General features: G+C 41.5%; 16 protein-coding genes and 4 tRNA genes. 8 read left to right on the plus strand and 12 right to left on the minus strand.

The features are described 5' to 3' along the window. Positions 1-132: 132 nt before the first annotated feature. The 6 genes from F4W09_RS08835 to tpiA all read right to left on the minus strand — a co-directional run bounded on the left by F4W09_RS08835 (position 133) and on the right by tpiA (position 1,844). A tRNA-Met gene (locus tag F4W09_RS08835) sits at positions 133-209 on the minus strand. Positions 210-298: 89 nt separating this feature from the next. Further along, positions 299-375, minus strand: a tRNA-Met gene (locus tag F4W09_RS08840). Between the two features lie 71 nt (positions 376-446). Further along, positions 447-523: transfer RNA gene (locus F4W09_RS08845), tRNA-Met, on the minus strand. Between the two features lie 48 nt (positions 524-571). Further along, positions 572-656: transfer RNA gene (locus F4W09_RS08850), tRNA-Leu, on the minus strand. Positions 657-709: 53 nt separating this feature from the next. Continuing rightward, the gene (gene secG / locus F4W09_RS08855; protein ID WP_016168397.1) at positions 710-1,039 is read right to left on the minus strand and encodes a preprotein translocase subunit SecG; all 330 of its coding nucleotides are present in this window, start codon (positions 1,037-1,039) and stop codon (positions 710-712) included. A gap of 13 nt (positions 1,040-1,052) precedes the next feature. Beyond that, positions 1,053-1,844, minus strand: coding sequence for a triose-phosphate isomerase (gene tpiA / locus F4W09_RS08860; RefSeq protein WP_016168398.1), 792 nt, complete (start codon positions 1,842-1,844; stop codon positions 1,053-1,055). A 280-nt stretch (positions 1,845-2,124) separates the two neighbouring features. Here tpiA and pilB point away from each other — a divergent pair, with 280 nt between their 5' ends. From pilB to coaE, 4 genes are read left to right on the plus strand one after another with little or no spacing between them, the layout of a single operon-like run. Continuing rightward, the gene (pilB, locus tag F4W09_RS08865; protein ID WP_016168399.1) at positions 2,125-3,831 is read left to right on the plus strand and encodes a type IV-A pilus assembly ATPase PilB; all 1,707 of its coding nucleotides are present in this window, start codon (positions 2,125-2,127) and stop codon (positions 3,829-3,831) included. 28 nt (positions 3,832-3,859) lie between these two features. Next, positions 3,860-5,086, plus strand: a complete 1,227-nt coding sequence (locus F4W09_RS08870; RefSeq protein ID WP_016168400.1) for a type II secretion system F family protein — start codon at positions 3,860-3,862, stop codon at positions 5,084-5,086. Continuing rightward, the gene (locus F4W09_RS17405; RefSeq protein ID WP_016168401.1) at positions 5,086-5,946 is read left to right on the plus strand and encodes a prepilin peptidase; all 861 of its coding nucleotides are present in this window, start codon (positions 5,086-5,088) and stop codon (positions 5,944-5,946) included. The genes F4W09_RS08870 and F4W09_RS17405 overlap by 1 nt, the downstream gene beginning before the upstream one ends. Positions 5,947-5,948: 2 nt before the next feature. Next, a complete protein-coding gene (gene coaE, locus F4W09_RS08880) occupies positions 5,949-6,566 on the plus strand; it encodes a dephospho-CoA kinase (RefSeq protein ID WP_016168402.1) in 618 nt (205 codons plus the stop codon). Here coaE and F4W09_RS08885 read toward each other — a convergent pair. The 3 genes from F4W09_RS08885 to ppnP all read right to left on the minus strand — a co-directional run bounded on the left by F4W09_RS08885 (position 6,563) and on the right by ppnP (position 8,727). Further along, positions 6,563-7,480 (minus strand): DMT family transporter, encoded by a 918-nt coding sequence (locus tag F4W09_RS08885; protein ID WP_026440889.1) that lies wholly within the window; start codon positions 7,478-7,480, stop codon positions 6,563-6,565. The genes coaE and F4W09_RS08885 overlap by 4 nt on opposite strands. 34 nt (positions 7,481-7,514) lie before the next feature. Then, a complete protein-coding gene (gene rlmB, locus F4W09_RS08890; protein ID WP_016168404.1) occupies positions 7,515-8,267 on the minus strand; it encodes a 23S rRNA (guanosine(2251)-2'-O)-methyltransferase RlmB in 753 nt (250 codons plus the stop codon). A gap of 136 nt (positions 8,268-8,403) precedes the next feature. Continuing rightward, positions 8,404-8,727 carry a pyrimidine/purine nucleoside phosphorylase gene (gene ppnP / locus F4W09_RS08895; RefSeq protein WP_016168405.1) on the minus strand — a complete coding sequence of 108 codons (324 nt, stop codon included), beginning with the start codon at positions 8,725-8,727 and terminating at the stop codon, positions 8,404-8,406. 328 nt (positions 8,728-9,055) lie between these two features. On the opposite strand from ppnP, the gene recN reads away from it, so the two are divergent. The 3 genes from recN (at position 9,056) to ruvX (ending at position 11,820) form a co-directional block, all read left to right on the plus strand. Continuing rightward, positions 9,056-10,717, plus strand: coding sequence for a DNA repair protein RecN (recN, locus tag F4W09_RS08900; RefSeq protein WP_016168406.1), 1,662 nt, complete (start codon positions 9,056-9,058; stop codon positions 10,715-10,717). Between the two features lie 112 nt (positions 10,718-10,829). Beyond that, entirely contained in the window at positions 10,830-11,384 is a 555-nt protein-coding gene (locus F4W09_RS08905) for a YqgE/AlgH family protein (protein WP_016168407.1), read from the plus strand. Continuing rightward, entirely contained in the window at positions 11,377-11,820 is a 444-nt protein-coding gene (ruvX, locus tag F4W09_RS08910) for a Holliday junction resolvase RuvX (protein WP_016168408.1), read from the plus strand. The genes F4W09_RS08905 and ruvX overlap by 8 nt, the downstream gene beginning before the upstream one ends. A gap of 44 nt (positions 11,821-11,864) precedes the next feature. Here ruvX and F4W09_RS08915 read toward each other — a convergent pair whose 3' ends face one another. Genes F4W09_RS08915 through F4W09_RS08925 form a run of 3 tightly spaced genes read right to left on the minus strand, consistent with a single transcriptional unit; the run spans position 11,865 to position 15,206 of the window. After that, the gene (locus F4W09_RS08915; protein WP_016168409.1) at positions 11,865-12,869 is read right to left on the minus strand and encodes an HlyD family secretion protein; all 1,005 of its coding nucleotides are present in this window, start codon (positions 12,867-12,869) and stop codon (positions 11,865-11,867) included. A gap of 38 nt (positions 12,870-12,907) precedes the next feature. Then, positions 12,908-13,117, minus strand: a complete 210-nt coding sequence (locus F4W09_RS08920; RefSeq protein WP_016168410.1) for a DUF1656 domain-containing protein — start codon at positions 13,115-13,117, stop codon at positions 12,908-12,910. 1 nt (position 13,118) lies between these two features. After that, entirely contained in the window at positions 13,119-15,206 is a 2,088-nt protein-coding gene (locus F4W09_RS08925) for an FUSC family protein (protein WP_016168411.1), read from the minus strand. A gap of 436 nt (positions 15,207-15,642) precedes the next feature. On the opposite strand from F4W09_RS08925, the gene F4W09_RS08930 reads away from it, so the two are divergent. After that, complete coding sequence (locus tag F4W09_RS08930; RefSeq protein ID WP_016168412.1) at positions 15,643-16,422, plus strand: IclR family transcriptional regulator; 780 nt, start codon at positions 15,643-15,645, stop codon at positions 16,420-16,422. Positions 16,423-16,486: the final 64 nt, after the last annotated feature.

The raw sequence follows: 16,486 nt of genomic DNA on the forward strand, positions 1-16,486 counted from the left end.
CTATTTGACCAATTGATGTCGACACTACACGATAGCCAATAAAAAAGGGCGTAATCGCCCCAATTATTACACAGAAAACTAATGTCCACTGTGCAAAAAGGCCCACCTTGTTGTGAGCCTCTTTTAGAAACTTGGTAGCGGGAGCTGGATTTGAACCAACGACCTTCGGGTTATGAGCCCGACGAGCTACCAGACTGCTCCATCCCGCATCAACGTGCAAAAATTATATACAAATATGAAATATTTTTCAATCTAAATACTTCGTATTCGCACTGATTTAGTTGCACCTAAATCAAATTGGTAGCGGGAGCTGGATTTGAACCAACGACCTTCGGGTTATGAGCCCGACGAGCTACCAGACTGCTCCATCCCGCAACAAAACGCAAAATTTCTTAATTTAACAATTTAAATTACTTATTTTAGTTTGCTTCTAAAACAAGGTTGATTGGTAGCGGGAGCTGGATTTGAACCAACGACCTTCGGGTTATGAGCCCGACGAGCTACCAGACTGCTCCATCCCGCATCAACAGATTTGCCGCATACACCAACTTAATTTTCTGGATTCATAAGTTGGTGCGGAAGGGGGGACTTGAACCCCCACGCCCGAAAGCACTACCACCTCAAGGTAGCGTGTCTACCAATTCCACCACCACCGCAGCTGTGACGCATTCTAGTAGCATCGCCACAAAAAAGAAAGGATTAATTCTAATTATTCGCTCGTTTTAGGTGCAGCTGGCGAAGTTTCACCCGAATTAGTTGTTGCTGGTGCTGTTGTCTGTACAGATTTTAAGCTATATGCTTCTGTTGTTTGCTGTTTTGCAAATACTGCTAGCGTTAAACTGGTAATAAAGAATAAGGCTGTCAAAATTGCGGTTAAGCGGGTTAAGAAGTTACCTGAACCTGATGCACCAAAAACGGTTGCAGCGCCACCGCCACCAAAAGAGGCACCTGCATCTGCGCCCTTACCATGCTGTACAAGAATCAAGCCAATCATTAATACGGCAAGAATAATATGCACCACTAGCACAAAAGTATGCATGATGAACTCCTCGTTATTTTGTATGCGCAAAGGCCTGAGCAATTTGATAAAAAGATGCAGCATTCAAAGATGCTCCACCCACTAAGGCGCCATTAATATCTGGACAGGCCGCTAACTCTACTGCATTTTCTGGCTTAACACTACCGCCATATAAAATTGGCATTGTGCTGCCCAGTGTTGTGAGCTGTTTTAAACCTTCACGAATTTTAGCATGCATGCTTTGTGCATCTTCTGGTGATGCAGTTTTACCTGTTCCAATCGCCCAAATTGGTTCATAAGCAATCACGATCTGGTGCCACTGCTCTGCTGTTACACAACTTGCAATATCACAAATCTGTTGTAATACCACTTGATCAGCTTGACCATTCTCGCGCTGCTCAAGGCTTTCACCGACACAATAAATGACCGTTAGACCTTCTGCCAAAGCATGTTTTACTTTTTCACGAATGATGTGTGGCTGATCACCAAAAAATTCACGTCGCTCAGAGTGACCAATCAACACATGTTCAATCGCGCTATCTTTTAATAAAGCCGCACTCACCTCACCTGTATATGCACCAGTCCCTGCCATACGAGAGACATCTTGTGCAACCACATGAACAGTACGATTCGCTTGTTTTAATTCGTCTTTTACTAAATGGAGTGCGATTGAAATCGGTGCAACCGCTAAATGGCATTGCGCTTGAGAAATTTCATTCTTGTTCAATAATTCTTTAAATTCATTTATAAGTTGTTTGGCATTCACCTGCATTGGATTCATTTTCCAATTACCCACAACCCAAGGCGTGATCGTCGAATCCGACATACTTAACCCATTCACAAAACAATTGATTTAAACGGCGACATTCTACACGGAATTCCTGATTGAGAAGATAATTTTCTTGACAGTTTAGTATTAACTTCACTTTTTTATATTTTTTTCAGTCATTAAAATGGCAAAAAAAATCAGTTTCATTAGACTAGTTCATGCTTTTCATGAATAGTTGGCGAAACACGACACTTTCAGATATGGTATTTTTATACAACAAAAGTATAATTTTACGATACCAATTATAAACAATTTAATTGAAGTAGGCATTAAGCGAATGACAGCACTACAAGGTTCTCCACGATTTACAGGTTTTATTCGCCGCTTGGTCGAAGATGGGATTGTTTCTACTGAAAACATGCAGGCTGCAGTTAACAGCGCAAGAAAAACAAACCAAGATATTGTCCCTTATCTAATTGAAAACCTAAAACTCAAACCGATTGTCATTGCCGAAAAAATTTCAGAAGAATTTGGTGAACCCTTATTTGATCTTTCGACTTATGACTCTGCCCATATTTTAAGAGATGTCGTTGAAGACAAATTGATTACTAAATTCCGCGTGTTGCCGATTTTCCGACGTGGACATCAACTCTTTGTAGCCACCAGCAATCCAACGCATATAGATGCCATGGATGCTATGCGCTTCAACAGCAAACTCAGTATTGAAGCGATTATTGTTGAACATGACAAATTAGAAAAAATTATTGAACAAAATTATGCAGAAGAAAGCACTTTCGAGTTTGATGATGACTTTGAATTGCACGTCCATGAAGAGCCTACGGATCAAGAAGACAATGATGAGCAACCTCAAGAAGATGAAGCTCCAATTGTCAAATATATCAATAAATTATTGATTGATGCGATTCGTATGGGCGCATCCGACTTACATTTTGAACCCTATGAAAAAGTCTATCGTGTGCGCTATCGTGTCGATGGGGTTTTACGCCAGATTGCAACTCCTCCTCTACAGTTAGCCAACCGTCTAGCTTCACGCTTAAAAGTCATGTCACAAATGGACATCGCTGAAAAACGTGTGCCACAAGATGGTCGTATTAAGCTAAAAATTTCAAAATCCAAAGCGATTGATTTTCGTGTCAACTCACTACCAACCCTATTTGGGGAAAAAATTGTACTGCGTATTTTAGACCCTTCGAGTGCAATGCTAGGGATTGATGCACTAGGTTATGAACCTGAACAAAAAGCCTTATTTATGGAAGCACTGGAAAAGCCACAAGGGATGCTACTTATCACAGGCCCGACTGGTTCTGGTAAAACGGTTTCTCTCTATACAGGCTTAAATATCCTGAACAAAGAAGATACCAATATTTCAACCGCAGAAGATCCTGTCGAAATTAACTTAGAAGGGATTAATCAGGTTAACGTTAACAATAAAGTTGGCTTGACGTTCTCTGCTGCATTAAAGTCTTTCTTACGTCAAGATCCAGACATTGTTATGGTCGGTGAGATTCGAGATTTAGAAACGGCTGAAATTGCGATTAAAGCCGCGCAAACAGGTCATATGGTGATGTCTACCCTACATACCAACAGCGCACCAGAAACATTGACTCGTTTAAGAAATATGGGCGTCCCTTCCTTTAACATTGCAACCTCTGTAAACTTAGTCATTGCGCAACGACTAGCTCGTCGACTCTGTTCACAATGTAAAGTACCTGCTGAAATACCAAAAAATAGCTTGTTAGAAATGGGCTTCACTGAGCAAGAGATACAACAACCAGACTTTAAAATTTTTCAGCCTGTTGGTTGTTCAGAATGTCGAGACGGCTATAAAGGGCGTGTGGGGATTTATGAAGTAATGAAAGTTACACCTGAAATATCCAAGATTATTATGGAAGATGGCAATGCAATTCAAATTGCAGAAGCATCAGCAAAATTGGGGTTTAATAATCTACGTCTTTCAGGTTTAAAGAAGGTCATGCAAGGGGTAACTTCACTACAAGAAGTCAATCGCGTGACCAGCGAATAAAGTACGTATTTAAAATAAGGATAAATGCATGGCTGTCAAAAAAGCACAGATGATGCCAACCTTCAGTTATGAAGGAGTTGACCGCAAAGGGGCAAAAATTAAAGGGGAACTCCCTGCACGGAATATGGCTTTAGCTAAAGTCACCTTACGTAAGCAAGGAGTTGTGATTAAAACCATTCGAGAAAAACGCAAGAATATTCTTGAAGGTTTGCTAAAAAAGAAAGTCAGCACACTGGACATCACTATTTTCACACGCCAATTGGCCACCATGATGAAAGCGGGTGTACCTTTGGTACAAAGCTTTGAAATTGTGGCTGAGGGTTTAGAAAACCCAACTATGCGAGAAGTTGTTTTAGGTATAAAAGGTGAAGTTGAAGGTGGTAACACCTTTGCTGGCGCGCTAAAAAAATACCCACAGTACTTTGACAATTTATTTTGCTCGCTGGTTGAATCTGGTGAACAATCAGGTGCGCTTGAAACCATGCTAGATCGCGTCGCGATTTATAAGGAAAAAAGTGAATTATTAAAGCAAAAAATTAAGAAAGCAATGAAATATCCTATTGCCGTTATTGTCGTTGCAGTTATTGTGACCATAATTCTAATGGTCAAGGTAGTCCCAGTTTTCCAAGATCTCTTTAGTTCATTTGGTGCCGACCTACCAGCATTTACTAAAATGGTGGTCAATATGTCGGAATGGATGCAAAAATACTGGTTTATCTTCATTATTGCTGTTGGTATCGTAATTTCACTTTTTCTCGAAGCAAAAAAACGGAGTAAAAAATTCCGCGACTTTTTGGATAGAGCAGCATTAAAAGCACCTATTTTTGGTGATTTGGTTTACAAAGCCATTATTGCCCGTTACAGCCGTACTTTAGCCACGACTTTTGCTGCCGGCGTTCCACTGATTGATGCTTTAGAATCGACTGCTGGGGCAACCAATAATGTTGTCTATGAACAAGCAGTACTTAAAATCCGAGATGATGTTGCAACTGGTCAACAATTGCAGTTTGCTATGCGGGTCACTGATAAATTCCCTGCAATGGCAGTACAAATGGTTGCTATTGGTGAAGAATCTGGTGCATTGGATGCTATGTTGGATAAAGTCGCCACACACTATGAAAATGAAGTCGATAACGCCGTCGATGGCTTAACCTCAATGATGGAACCCTTAATCATGGCGATTCTTGGTGTCCTTGTAGGTGGTCTGGTCATTGCCATGTACCTTCCAATCTTCCAAATGGGTTCTGTGGTTTAATGCAAGATTTACTTGATTATTTTATTCAAAACCCAACTGCACTTTATATAGCAGTTGGGATTTTTAGTTTATGCATTGGTAGTTTTTTAAACGTTGTCATCTATCGTACTCCCAAAATGATGGAACAAGAGTGGCGTCAAGACTGTCAATTACTCCTTCACCCTGAACAAGCCATTTTGGATGAGAAAAAACTCAGTCTCAGCCAGCCAGCTTCAACCTGTCCGCAATGTAAGAAACCTATTCGTTGGTATCAGAATATCCCTGTCATTAGCTGGTTAGTATTACGTGGTAAATGCGGAACCTGTAGTAACCCGATCAGTATCCGCTACCCTTTGGTTGAATTGCTGACTGCCATCTGCGCTTTGACAGTCGTCGTAGTCTATGGTCCAACCCTTCAGATGCTATTTGGTTTAATTCTCACTTATACTCTGATTGCACTGACTTTTATCGATTTCGATACACAGCTTCTACCTGATCGTTATACCTTGCCATTGGCAGCATTAGGACTGGGAATTAACAGCTATTCTATTTATACCTCACCAAGCGTTGCCATCTGGGGCTATATCATTGGTTTTCTTTGTCTTTGGATTGTGTATTACCTGTTTAAAATTATTACAGGTAAAGAAGGCATGGGCTATGGTGACTTTAAATTACTGGCTGCTTTAGGAGCTTGGATGGGTCCTTTAATGCTGCCATTGATCATATTGCTGTCTTCATTGGCTGGAGCAATCATTGGAATCATTCTTCTCAAAATCCGTAAAGAGAATCAACCTTTTGCTTTTGGCCCTTATATTGCCATTGCGGGTTGGGTTGCCTTTTTATGGGGTGAACAGATTATGAAAGTTTATCTAGGACAATGAGCATGCAAGCTCCATTCATTCTCGGTCTTACAGGTGGAATTGGTAGCGGGAAATCTGCTGCCAGCCATTGGTTTGAAACACAAGGCATTCAAGTGGTCGATGCTGATATTGTCGCGCGTGAAGTGGTCGAACCCGATCAGCCTGCCTTACATGCCATTCAAGCCGCTTTTGGTGACTGGGTACTCGATAAAACAGGTGCACTCAATCGTAAAGCCTTACGTGAACATATCTTTCAACATGCCAATGCACGTAAAGTTTTAGAAGGCATCACCCACCCAGCTATTCGACAATCAATTATTCAGCAACTGCAAGATGCCACAAGTCCTTATGTGATTCTTGTCTCTCCGTTACTGCTAGAGACAAATCAGCATGAATTGACTGATCGTGTCTTGTTGATTGATGCATCAGAAGACTTACAGATTGAACGCGCCAGCCAAAGAGATCGCCAAAGTATTCAGCAGATCCGACAGATTATTCAAGCACAAATGCCTCGAAAGCAAAAACAACAGTTAGCGCATGATATTGTGCTCAATGATGGTCATCTCAGCCATCTTTATGCACATCTTGAACCTTTACATCAAAAATATTTAAGTATAGCAGAGCAAAAGAAGTCGCTTTAAGATGACTTCTTTTGTTGATCGAGTTGCGCTTGTAAGGTGTCTTTACGCAACCAGCGCCACGGCTGCAAAGCTCCAAATCCCATACCCAACAAACCACAGATAATTGCCAAACTTAAGGGTTCATGTAACAAAGGAACTGCCAAAATCGCCGCAATAAATGGTGCTAAAGTCACGATACTGCCTGCTTTGAACGCACCTAAGCGTTTAATTGCCTCCACATAAGTCAGCGTTGCAACAATCACCACAAAAATGCCATGAAATAATGTTTGCAATACCAAATGCATAGGCTCAGGCTGATCCAGATGTTTCGGTAAAAATAATAAATAAATCGGTAAATAGATGATAGCAGACCAAATCGCGACACTCGCCATGGAATGCCAAGCGGAAAGTTTCCATTGCCGCAATAGAACCGTAAAAATCCCCCACCACATCGCACTCAACAGAAACAATAAGTCACCAAAACCAAAAGCAACCCCAGTTTCCTGATACATCAGATAAGACATTGAGCCAATTGCGGTCAGCATAATAGCTAAACTCAACCATGTATGGCGATCAAAAGGATGTTTAAACAGTACATAGGCTGCAATCGCCGTGCATAGTGGTAAACAGCCATTCAAGAAAATCGCGGCATGTGCCGCTGGGACATAATGAAATGCGCTATATGACGTTAAGCAATATGCCACACCACCAATGAGCGCTAAAATAACAGGTTGCTTATGCCACAAAAATGCCGTGTCTTTTTTATAAATTAAAATCGGCATTAAAATGCAAAACGCCAGTGCAAAACGTAGTGTGGTGATATCCCACGCACTGATATGCCATTGTGCACTTAGGCGCGAGGTTAAAGTAAACCCGCCCCAAATGCACATAGTAATAGCAACAAACAAATAGCCTTGGGAGCGGTTTGACATCATCTTTATAACAATATGTGAAGCAATAAAAAATAAATTAAATGCTTTGACGTTGGCGACAAGCTTCATACAGTGCCATACCTGTAGCGACACTCACATTTAAACTTTGCAAGTTACCCGCCATCGGAATATACACGGTTTGATCACATTGCGACTGGGTAATTGGGCGTAGACCTGTATCTTCAGCACCCATCACCACACATACCGCGGTTCCAGTAAAATCGAACTGTTGTAATGGAAGTGCTTTCTCATCAAGCATAGTCCCCACCACACGCACATTAAACTCATCTTTAATTTGCGCTAAAGTTCGTGCCAAATTGGTCACTTGGATAAATTTAACCTTCTCTGCACCACCCGCAGCCACTTTACGCGCTGTCGGGGTCAGACTTGCAGAACGATCACGTGGCACAATCACGGCTTCCACCCCCATTGCTGCTGCAGTACGGATACATGCACCCAGATTATGTGGATCCGTCACTTGGTCTAAACCAAGCAATAAACAATTTGGCGATTGTTTAAGTAAGGCTTCGAGATCTTTTTCATTTAAAGTTGGATGCGGACGTACGGCAGCCACAACTCCCTGATGGAAAGGCAGACCTGCCAATTTTTCCAGACTGTCTCGGCTGGCTTTCTGTACGCTAATACCAAAAGGTTCAGCCAATTGCAGAATCTTCTGTAGGCGCTGATCGTCACGACCTTTTAAGGTGAACAAAGTTAGAACACGTTCAGGCTCCAATTCTAAGAGCGACTCTACTGAATGAACCCCATAATAATATTCAGGTTTTGCCATGAACAACCTCAAGTAAGCAGAAAGACAGGGAGAAAATACAAAAAGAAAATCCTGCAAAGTTGCCTTTACAGGATTTTGACTTAAGCCATAGTTTAACTGATTTTGGTTAAAATAGCTTTGCTTATCCGTCCTAGACTTAGCCTTCTAAATGGCAAACATAATCCAAGACTTCATCTGTTTCGATTTTAAAACGGCTATTGCCTGGCACATAAAAAGATTGTCCTGCACGGAACAATTCACTTTCTTCGCTATCCGCAATTTTTACACGGCACTCACCAGAAATAATTTCCATACGCTCAGGCACATGTGTTTCAAACGTTAAGGCTTGTTCAGTTGGAAGAATAACGCCTAGGGTTTTTTTTGTTCCATCTTCAAATTGAACGGTATGGCTAATGCATAACCCACCAAAGTAAACGTTCGATTTTTTGATAACTGATACATGATCAAACTGAGCTGACATGCGTATTCTCCAGATGATGCGCATAAATATCTTAATGATTGATGTAGTTTAAATAGGCAATAGCAACTAATCAATCGGTGTTTATCTGTAAACAGCATTTTTCCTAGAAAACCTAGCGTCACACTTTTACAGCCCCATTTTAACTGAAAAAGTGTATCTGATTGATGTCTTAGACTCAAATTGCTTTAGTCTTAAATCTTTACTATGCAATTGAAAAATTTACGCTAATATAGCATCCAATACAGTTTCAGCATTGTCTGTAACTTGTGATAATTAAAAAACTTGACTATCTTACAGAAACCAAACTTTTCGCAGCTTGGACGCGTTTATGCTGACACATTTAACTCTCATCAATTTTGCCTTAGCTGATCACTTAGCCATTGATATTGATCAAGGTTTTAATGTTCTTACAGGTGAAACTGGCGCAGGAAAATCTTTATTACTGGATGCGCTCTCGGCGAGCTTAGGCGAGCGTACAGACACCAATTACGTCCGCTATGGTGCAGATAAAGCAGATATTACCGCCGTATTTAGCTATGAACCGCATAGCCCTGAAGCCTCTTGGTTACAGCAACATGAGTTAGATGATGATACAGGCGAAATTCATTTAAGACGTGTCATTTTTGCAACGGGTCGTAGCAAAGCTTGGATTAATGGCCGCCCAAGTAGCTTGTCCGAACTTAAAGAATTAGGACGACTTTTAGTTCAACTCTACAGTCAGCATAGTCAGCAACAACTTTTAGAGCCACCTTATCCGAAGCACTGGCTTGATCGTTACAGTAATTTTGCGCAACCTGCACAACAGGTCAAAGAAGCCTATTCAAATTGGCAGCAAACCATCCGTCAGCATCAGGCTGCACTCGATGCACAAGCTAGCCGCAAGCAACGTATTGAAACGCTTGAGTTACAGCTTGAAGAATTAGAAGAAGTAGTGCAACTGCAATATAAAGAGATTGAACAGGAGTTCGATCGTCTCAGTCATCATGAACACATCATGCAAGATTGTAGTTATGCCTTAAATACTTTAGATGAAGCTGAGCAAAACATTAATCAGGAATTGTCTGTGCTCATTCGTCGCTTAGAGTCCCATGCGGGACGCAGCGAACAATTGGCAGAAATACATAACTCAATTCTGAATGCGCAAAGCGAATTGGAAGATGCAACGGCAAATTTACGTCAGTTTATTGACCGTCAGAGCTATGACCCTGAACGCATGGAAGAATTAAATGCTCAACTTGAAGTTTTTCATCGTTTTGCCCGTAAATATCGCACCCAACCAGAAGCTTTAAATCAGGAATACCAAGGCTGGCAAGTAGAGTTAGCACAGTTGCATGCCCTAGAAGATCCTGAAACTTTAGCCGAACAAGTCGAACTGGCGCATCAGGACTTTTTAAATAAAGCACAACACTTAGATGAAATACGACGTGCAGCCGCAACGCCATTGGCCAAACAATTGACCGAACAGGTGAAGCAACTGGCGCTGCCAGAAGCCCATTTTGAGTTTAAGTTTGAACCGCTGGAACAAGCTTCTGCCGATGGTTTGAGCTTTATCCAGCTTTTATTTACGGCCAATAAAGGCATTCCGGCACAACCTCTGGCGCGTGTGGCTTCGGGTGGTGAGTTGTCTCGTATTGCCCTCGTGATGCAAGTGATGAATGCCGAAAAAACCGAAGCCGAGGTCTTGGTCTTTGACGAAATTGACGTAGGCATCAGTGGTGGTACTGCCGAAATTGTGGGTCGTCTACTGGCTGATTTAGCACAACATGTACAAATTCTCTGCATTACCCATCAGGCGCAAGTGGCAGCTCAGTCAGATCAGCATTTACTGGTGAAAAAACAGCAAACCGACCCTGCAAGCAGTACCATTATTTCACTTGAAGAACAGCAGCGAATTTTGGAATTGGCACGTATGACAGGTGGTGTAGAAATTAGTGAAACTACGCTACAGCACGCAAAACAACTCAGACAATTAAAATTTCAACCCGTATAAATTTAATGTCAAAGCTGTAAAAAAAGATTGGTGAATAGCACAAAGTCTTGTAAGTTGAAAGCATATGGATTGTTGTCTTCACATAAATGACTTTTTAAGGAGAAATGCTTAGGTGACCAAACAATATCTCACGCATCGTTGCCTGATTGCCCCGCCAGAAATGAAAGATGAGTTTTTTGCTCATACCGTCATTTATTTGGCTCGACATGATGACGAAGGTGCGCAAGGCATTATTATCAATCGACCTTCTGGCATTTCTGTAAAAGAATTACTTAATGATCTAGAAATTGATGCAGATAATGTACATCCGCATGATGTTTTACAAGGGGGGCCGTTACGCCCAGAAGCAGGCTTTGTGTTGCATACAGGACAGCCGACTTGGCATTCATCGATTGCCGTCGGGGAAAATATCTGCATTACTACATCTAAAGATATTTTAGATGCGATTGCCCATAACGAAGGTGTAGGACGTTATCAAATTGCTCTAGGTTATGCCAGCTGGGCTAAACATCAACTGGAAGATGAAATTACTCGTGGCGATTGGCTGATTTGCGATGCCGATATGGACCTAATCTTCAACTTACCTTATGGCGATCGTTGGGACGCAGCATACAAAAAAATGGGCGTCGACCGTAATTGGTTATCTTCAGAGATTGGTCATGCCTGATTTATCCCCGTCGCAGTTAATCATGGCATTTGACTTTGGCACACAAAAGATGGGCATGGCAGTAGGACAATCTATCATTTCCAGTGCCAACCCATTGCCTTTGTTCCCCATGAAAGATGGCATTCCCAACTGGGACAATTTACTTAAAGTGGTCAAACAGCATCAACCGAACTTATTTTTAGTCGGTTTACCCTTGAATATGGATGATAGCGAATCGGAGCTTTCAACCCGTGCACGCAAATTTGCTCGTCGTTTGCGCCATCAAACTAATATCGAAACCTTGATGGTCGATGAGCGCCTAACCACCCGCGAAGCACGCGATGAACTCGATCATTATCAAGCACAAGGTCGTGGAAAAAAACTTTCTGCCGATAGTCTTGCCGCCGCATTACTGATTGAAAGTTGGTATCGTCACCCCGAAGGTGTACAGCCTTAAAGCTTGATCTGGAAAAGGAACTTTATAATCCTTTTCCATATTTATTACTGCTTGGTCTGGATATGAATAGTGGCTGTTCGTCCCGCAACAAATGCCAATTGGTTTTTCGGCATTTCATCTAACACAATTTTCACAGGTACGCGCTGGGCCAAACGCACCCAAGTAAAGGTTGGATTCACATTTGCCAACAAAGTAGAGCTACTCGAACGTTCACGATCTTCAATTCCCGAAGCAATCCCCTGCACATGACCTTTAATTTTCTGATCATCACCCATCAACTGCACCGTTGCAGGATCTCCAATTTGAATATGGTTCAATTTGGTTTCTTCAAAATAGCCCACCACATACAATTGCTGACGATTGACTAAGGCAGCAACGGCATCGCCAGTTTTAACATAATTACCCACCTGTAAACTAAAGTTAGATAAACTTCCATCCGCGGGAGCAACTACCTCGGAACGGGTCAAATTGAGTTGTGCTAAATGTAAATTGCTGTTTGCAACTTCAATTAACGCTTTTTGTTGCACAATATTGGCTTTGGCCTGTTCAATAGCTGCCAACATTTGTTCATGCTCGGCATGTGATTGATCACGTGCTGCAAACATTTGATCCTGTTCTTGTTTAGAAATTGCCCCCTCCATTAAATTGCCATAACGACTGGCATTTTTATCTGCCAAATTGGCATTGGCTTGAGACTTAATCACGTTGGCTTTCGCTTGGGCTAATGCAGCTTCTGCTTCTGCCAAACCTGCATGGGCTTTTGCTAAATCTGATTTTGCCTGCTCTACATCCAGTGCCTGACGTGCGACATCGATTTTAAACAGTACCTGTCCTTTTTTAACAGTTTGGTTATCTTGAACCAAAACCTGAATGACTAAACCAGAAACATCCGAAGATACTTGCATGACATCCCCTCGAACACGACCATCACGTGTCCAAGGCGCTGAATTATAATAATTCCATAAATGTACCACTACGTAGATTGCGGCCAATAACATCACAGTAGTGATAATAGGACGTATGACTTTACGTATATCTAAGGTATTCATTTCTGTTTCCTCTTCTCTAATTCATTCATCTGTATGGCCTAAATACCCCAAAACAGTAAAAACACTTCATGTACGCCCATTAATAAAATGATATAGAGGCAGATATTGAAGATACCCGGTAATGCAACCCAACCTTTATCCGCCCATGGATTGGTCAAGATTGAAACCATTTTAAAGACTAAAAATGCAACAATTGCTTGAATCAAGAAAACAGGAATATAAATTCCATACGCATTTAACTCGCCCATTTCAAGCTCCTGTCTCTGTCGCATGTATCATTTCCGCTGAGGGTGGCTCATGGAAAATACTGCTGCGGATATTATTGATATTCATTTTTACCCGCATACAAAAATCCGCATTCGGTTCGGCTGCTAAGCACTGCTCTACATGCTGCAACTCGGCAAAAACCTGCTGCTTTAAGCCTTCAGGTAAAATCTGTTGCTTTTCTTGCACCAAAAAGGCTTGTTCTAAACTGTGTTGTAAGGCAATAAAAGCCTGCTGTAAGCTCACACTGACGTTCGGGTTCTGGATAAATTCAGCCAACCGACTCAGATTGATGACTGCACTGGTTTCAATCAATGCTAAATTCATAGCCTGCTTAAGCTGCTCAGATTGAACCAATTTGGTATTCAACACCCCAATACGATCAAGCATACTGCGTAAATGGATCCGGAACTGAACCCCATAAGGAATAAACAAAGCCTCACGCATGGCTCGGTAATGCAAAGTCAAAATTCGACTAGCACTGGTTTCTGGCGACATGGCTCGAATAAAATAAATAGCAAAAATTGAGATAATTGGCCCCATGACCCCTGCTAAAGCGGTATCAATGAGTAAAACGGCATCGGTGCTATAACGATTTTGCAAATTTAAACTCATGATGAAGTTAATCAACATTGGCAATGCCAAACCCATTAAAGGCGGATTCGGCAACATACTCAGCAAGTACAACGATAACGGCGCCAGTACAAATGCCAACTGCCAGAATTCATGTACTTCGGGCATAATCACAAAGGCATAGAACATGGTAATGATTGCCGCATAGACTGAACCACGAATAAACAAGCGCAACGCAGGTACAGGGTTGTCTAAGCCTGACAAAATACATACCGTAACTGCGGTCAACTGCGCCATCATATAGCCCGCATGCCAACCACTATAAATCCAGAGCAAAAATGCAATCGTCGTCGCAATCACAGCGGCGACAGCACTGCGAACAGCCATACCATGGTCTCGATGCAAACTTGGGTACGAAGTAGTTAAAGTGACAATCTGCTCTGGAATGCGCTTATCGCCTTGCTGAATCAAATCCCATAAACATTTAATGGTCACTACATTTTCTACAAAATGGCGAACGTCCATTTTCAAAGCATGCAGAATAATCTGTTGCTCAGCCACGGCCAATTCTGATAACGCAGTAAAATCTTGCTCAAAGCTCTCTGGTAGTTGTTTGAGTTGATCAACTTGCACATGTTGCTGTGTGCGTAAAAACTGTAATACATGCTCATGCAGCACTGGTAAAACTTGTCGATAATTAGTATCGATTTGATCTAGCTGAGCAACCCGTTCAGACATAGCCACCAAATTAGCCACAGTCATGCTGACTTGGTGCAATAATTCTTGTAGTGACTTGGTCATCCCTTGTAGGGCACCACGTTCATAACTTAAATGTACCGCCAAACCATGAATATCTGAGGTATCACGGGTAATGGCTGCCAACAATTGAGTATAGCGATGGCTGTGTTCTGGATCGGTTAAAATGCTGCGGAAAACTTGGCGGGTATCATCCAACGTTTTTTGCACCCGCTTTTGCACCAAAGCCCCTAAATGTGCGGGAAATAGAGTGCTGGACACCACTGCACTACATAACACAGCAACCGAAATTTCTAAAATTCGCCCCAAAGCCATATCAAACACGCTATGGGTACTAATACTATTAATTGAACTGCACACCACCATGACCGTGGTATAACCTGCCAACATAAAGACATAACTACGTGGCGTACGATCCAATAAGGAGATATACAGACACAGCCCCACCCATCCTGCTAAAACCAGTGTAAAAAAGATAGGAAGATCAATAAATTGGGGAGTCAATACAATCGCAACAATCCCGCCAATCAGCGTACCCAAAATACGGTAAACTGCCTTAGACGACACCATACCCGCAAAGGGATGAGCCACAATAATCACCGTACCTGCCGCCCACATGGGATAGGTCAGGTCGAGTGAGAATGCAATAAAAAGGGCCAATAGCATTGCAATAAAGGTTTTAACGGCAAAAACCATATCCATGCGACTTGGACGAAAGGCCAAAATCGGCTTAATTAATAACATCGCCCCATCCTTTAGACGAAATGAACAGGATCATCTTTTTCAAAGCCACACCAATGTCGACAATATTAATATGCAAACGCTGTCCTATCCGCTGAATTACGGTAACAGAAGATATTCATGCAATAAGAGGGCAGGTTTTGACGTTAGGAAAACGTCACTGCTGCAATTCAAGCGTAAATTTCGCACAACAAAATTTACAGTGAGAAGTTCAATCGAGTTATTTTCATAATAATTACGATAAAAGTCAAACAAAATATCTTATTGTGATAATTTGATTTATATTTATAAAATTATTGGTGTTAAATTTAATCAAATTATCGACGGTTTCTTAATTTAGAATCTGCTATTGTTTTATTACAAAAGCTCTGCATGACCAACAACAATTTGTTATAACATCATTTTAAATGTCTTTTTCTTTTTGACGTTGTGGCTTCTTATGACACTTTCTAGTTTTGGTAAAATTCTCACCGTTTTAGACCTGTTTTCAGTGTCTCGCCCAATCATTAATGTCGATATCATTAGTGAAGAACTTGGCCTTTCTAAACCAACCAGCTATCGCTATTTAAAAGAATTGGTTTCTGCTGAACTGTTACAGCGCCTAAGTGGTACATCTGGCGACTATACGCTTGGCTCAAAAATTGCCGTGTTAGATTATATCTCGCACAAATCTAATCCATTGATTCAAATCAGTATTCCGTTCATGAAAGAAATTGCTGAGCGGACAGAATTTTGCTGCCTCTTAACGCATTTAAATCATGATTCTTGTATCGACTTGCATCATGAAGTCACCAAAGGGGTAACCTTATTATCTTATGGTCGAGGCTGCCCTCGTCCAGTCTATGTCGGATCCTCTCCAAAAACGATTATTTCACACTTACCCAAGCAAGGTATTTTAGATTATTACCGACGTTTTTCGACCCAACTGGCGGAAGTTGGATTTGCTCAGAATGACCAAGAATTTCTGAATAAAATGAAAAAAATCAAAAAACAAGGCTATTATTTTTCAAATGGCGAAGTCGATCCCAATGTCTCTGGACTGTCGGTTCCGATTAAATTTTCCAGTAAAGAACCGCCATTGGCGTTGACTGTACTCGGCTCTAGAAAACGTTTTGAATTTGTGAACTTGGACAAACTGATTGAAGTCTTACATAGCAATGCAGCCTTGATTGAACAACAATTTATGGCTTTATCGACTCAGACCACGTCTGAATTGTAAGTTGTGTCACGTATACAAGAATTGAACAAAGCAATTTAGCTTTTCTGGTTGATAAAGCCAATAT

The sequence above is a fragment of the Acinetobacter tandoii genome, from assembly GCF_008867985.1.
GTDB lineage: Bacteria > Pseudomonadota > Gammaproteobacteria > Pseudomonadales > Moraxellaceae > Acinetobacter > Acinetobacter tandoii.

Coding starts and splice junctions, on each gene's coding strand:
- rlmB (WP_016168404.1), bottom strand. CDS start 8,267: ATGGCAAAACCTGAATATTATTATGGGGTTCATTCAGTAGAGTCGCTC.
- F4W09_RS08870 (WP_016168400.1), top strand. CDS start 3,860: ATGGCTGTCAAAAAAGCACAGATGATGCCAACCTTCAGTTATGAAGGA.
- F4W09_RS17405 (WP_016168401.1), top strand. CDS start 5,086: ATGCAAGATTTACTTGATTATTTTATTCAAAACCCAACTGCACTTTAT.
- ruvX (WP_016168408.1), top strand. CDS start 11,377: ATGCCTGATTTATCCCCGTCGCAGTTAATCATGGCATTTGACTTTGGC.
- ppnP (WP_016168405.1), bottom strand. CDS start 8,727: ATGTCAGCTCAGTTTGATCATGTATCAGTTATCAAAAAATCGAACGTT.
- F4W09_RS08925 (WP_016168411.1), bottom strand. CDS start 15,206: ATGTTATTAATTAAGCCGATTTTGGCCTTTCGTCCAAGTCGCATGGAT.
- F4W09_RS08920 (WP_016168410.1), bottom strand. CDS start 13,117: ATGGGCGAGTTAAATGCGTATGGAATTTATATTCCTGTTTTCTTGATT.
- F4W09_RS08885 (WP_026440889.1), bottom strand. CDS start 7,480: ATGATGTCAAACCGCTCCCAAGGCTATTTGTTTGTTGCTATTACTATG.
- coaE (WP_016168402.1), top strand. CDS start 5,949: ATGCAAGCTCCATTCATTCTCGGTCTTACAGGTGGAATTGGTAGCGGG.
- F4W09_RS08915 (WP_016168409.1), bottom strand. CDS start 12,869: ATGAATACCTTAGATATACGTAAAGTCATACGTCCTATTATCACTACT.
- secG (WP_016168397.1), bottom strand. CDS start 1,039: ATGCATACTTTTGTGCTAGTGGTGCATATTATTCTTGCCGTATTAATG.
- recN (WP_016168406.1), top strand. CDS start 9,056: ATGCTGACACATTTAACTCTCATCAATTTTGCCTTAGCTGATCACTTA.
- F4W09_RS08930 (WP_016168412.1), top strand. CDS start 15,643: ATGACACTTTCTAGTTTTGGTAAAATTCTCACCGTTTTAGACCTGTTT.
- tpiA (WP_016168398.1), bottom strand. CDS start 1,844: ATGTCGGATTCGACGATCACGCCTTGGGTTGTGGGTAATTGGAAAATG.
- pilB (WP_016168399.1), top strand. CDS start 2,125: ATGACAGCACTACAAGGTTCTCCACGATTTACAGGTTTTATTCGCCGC.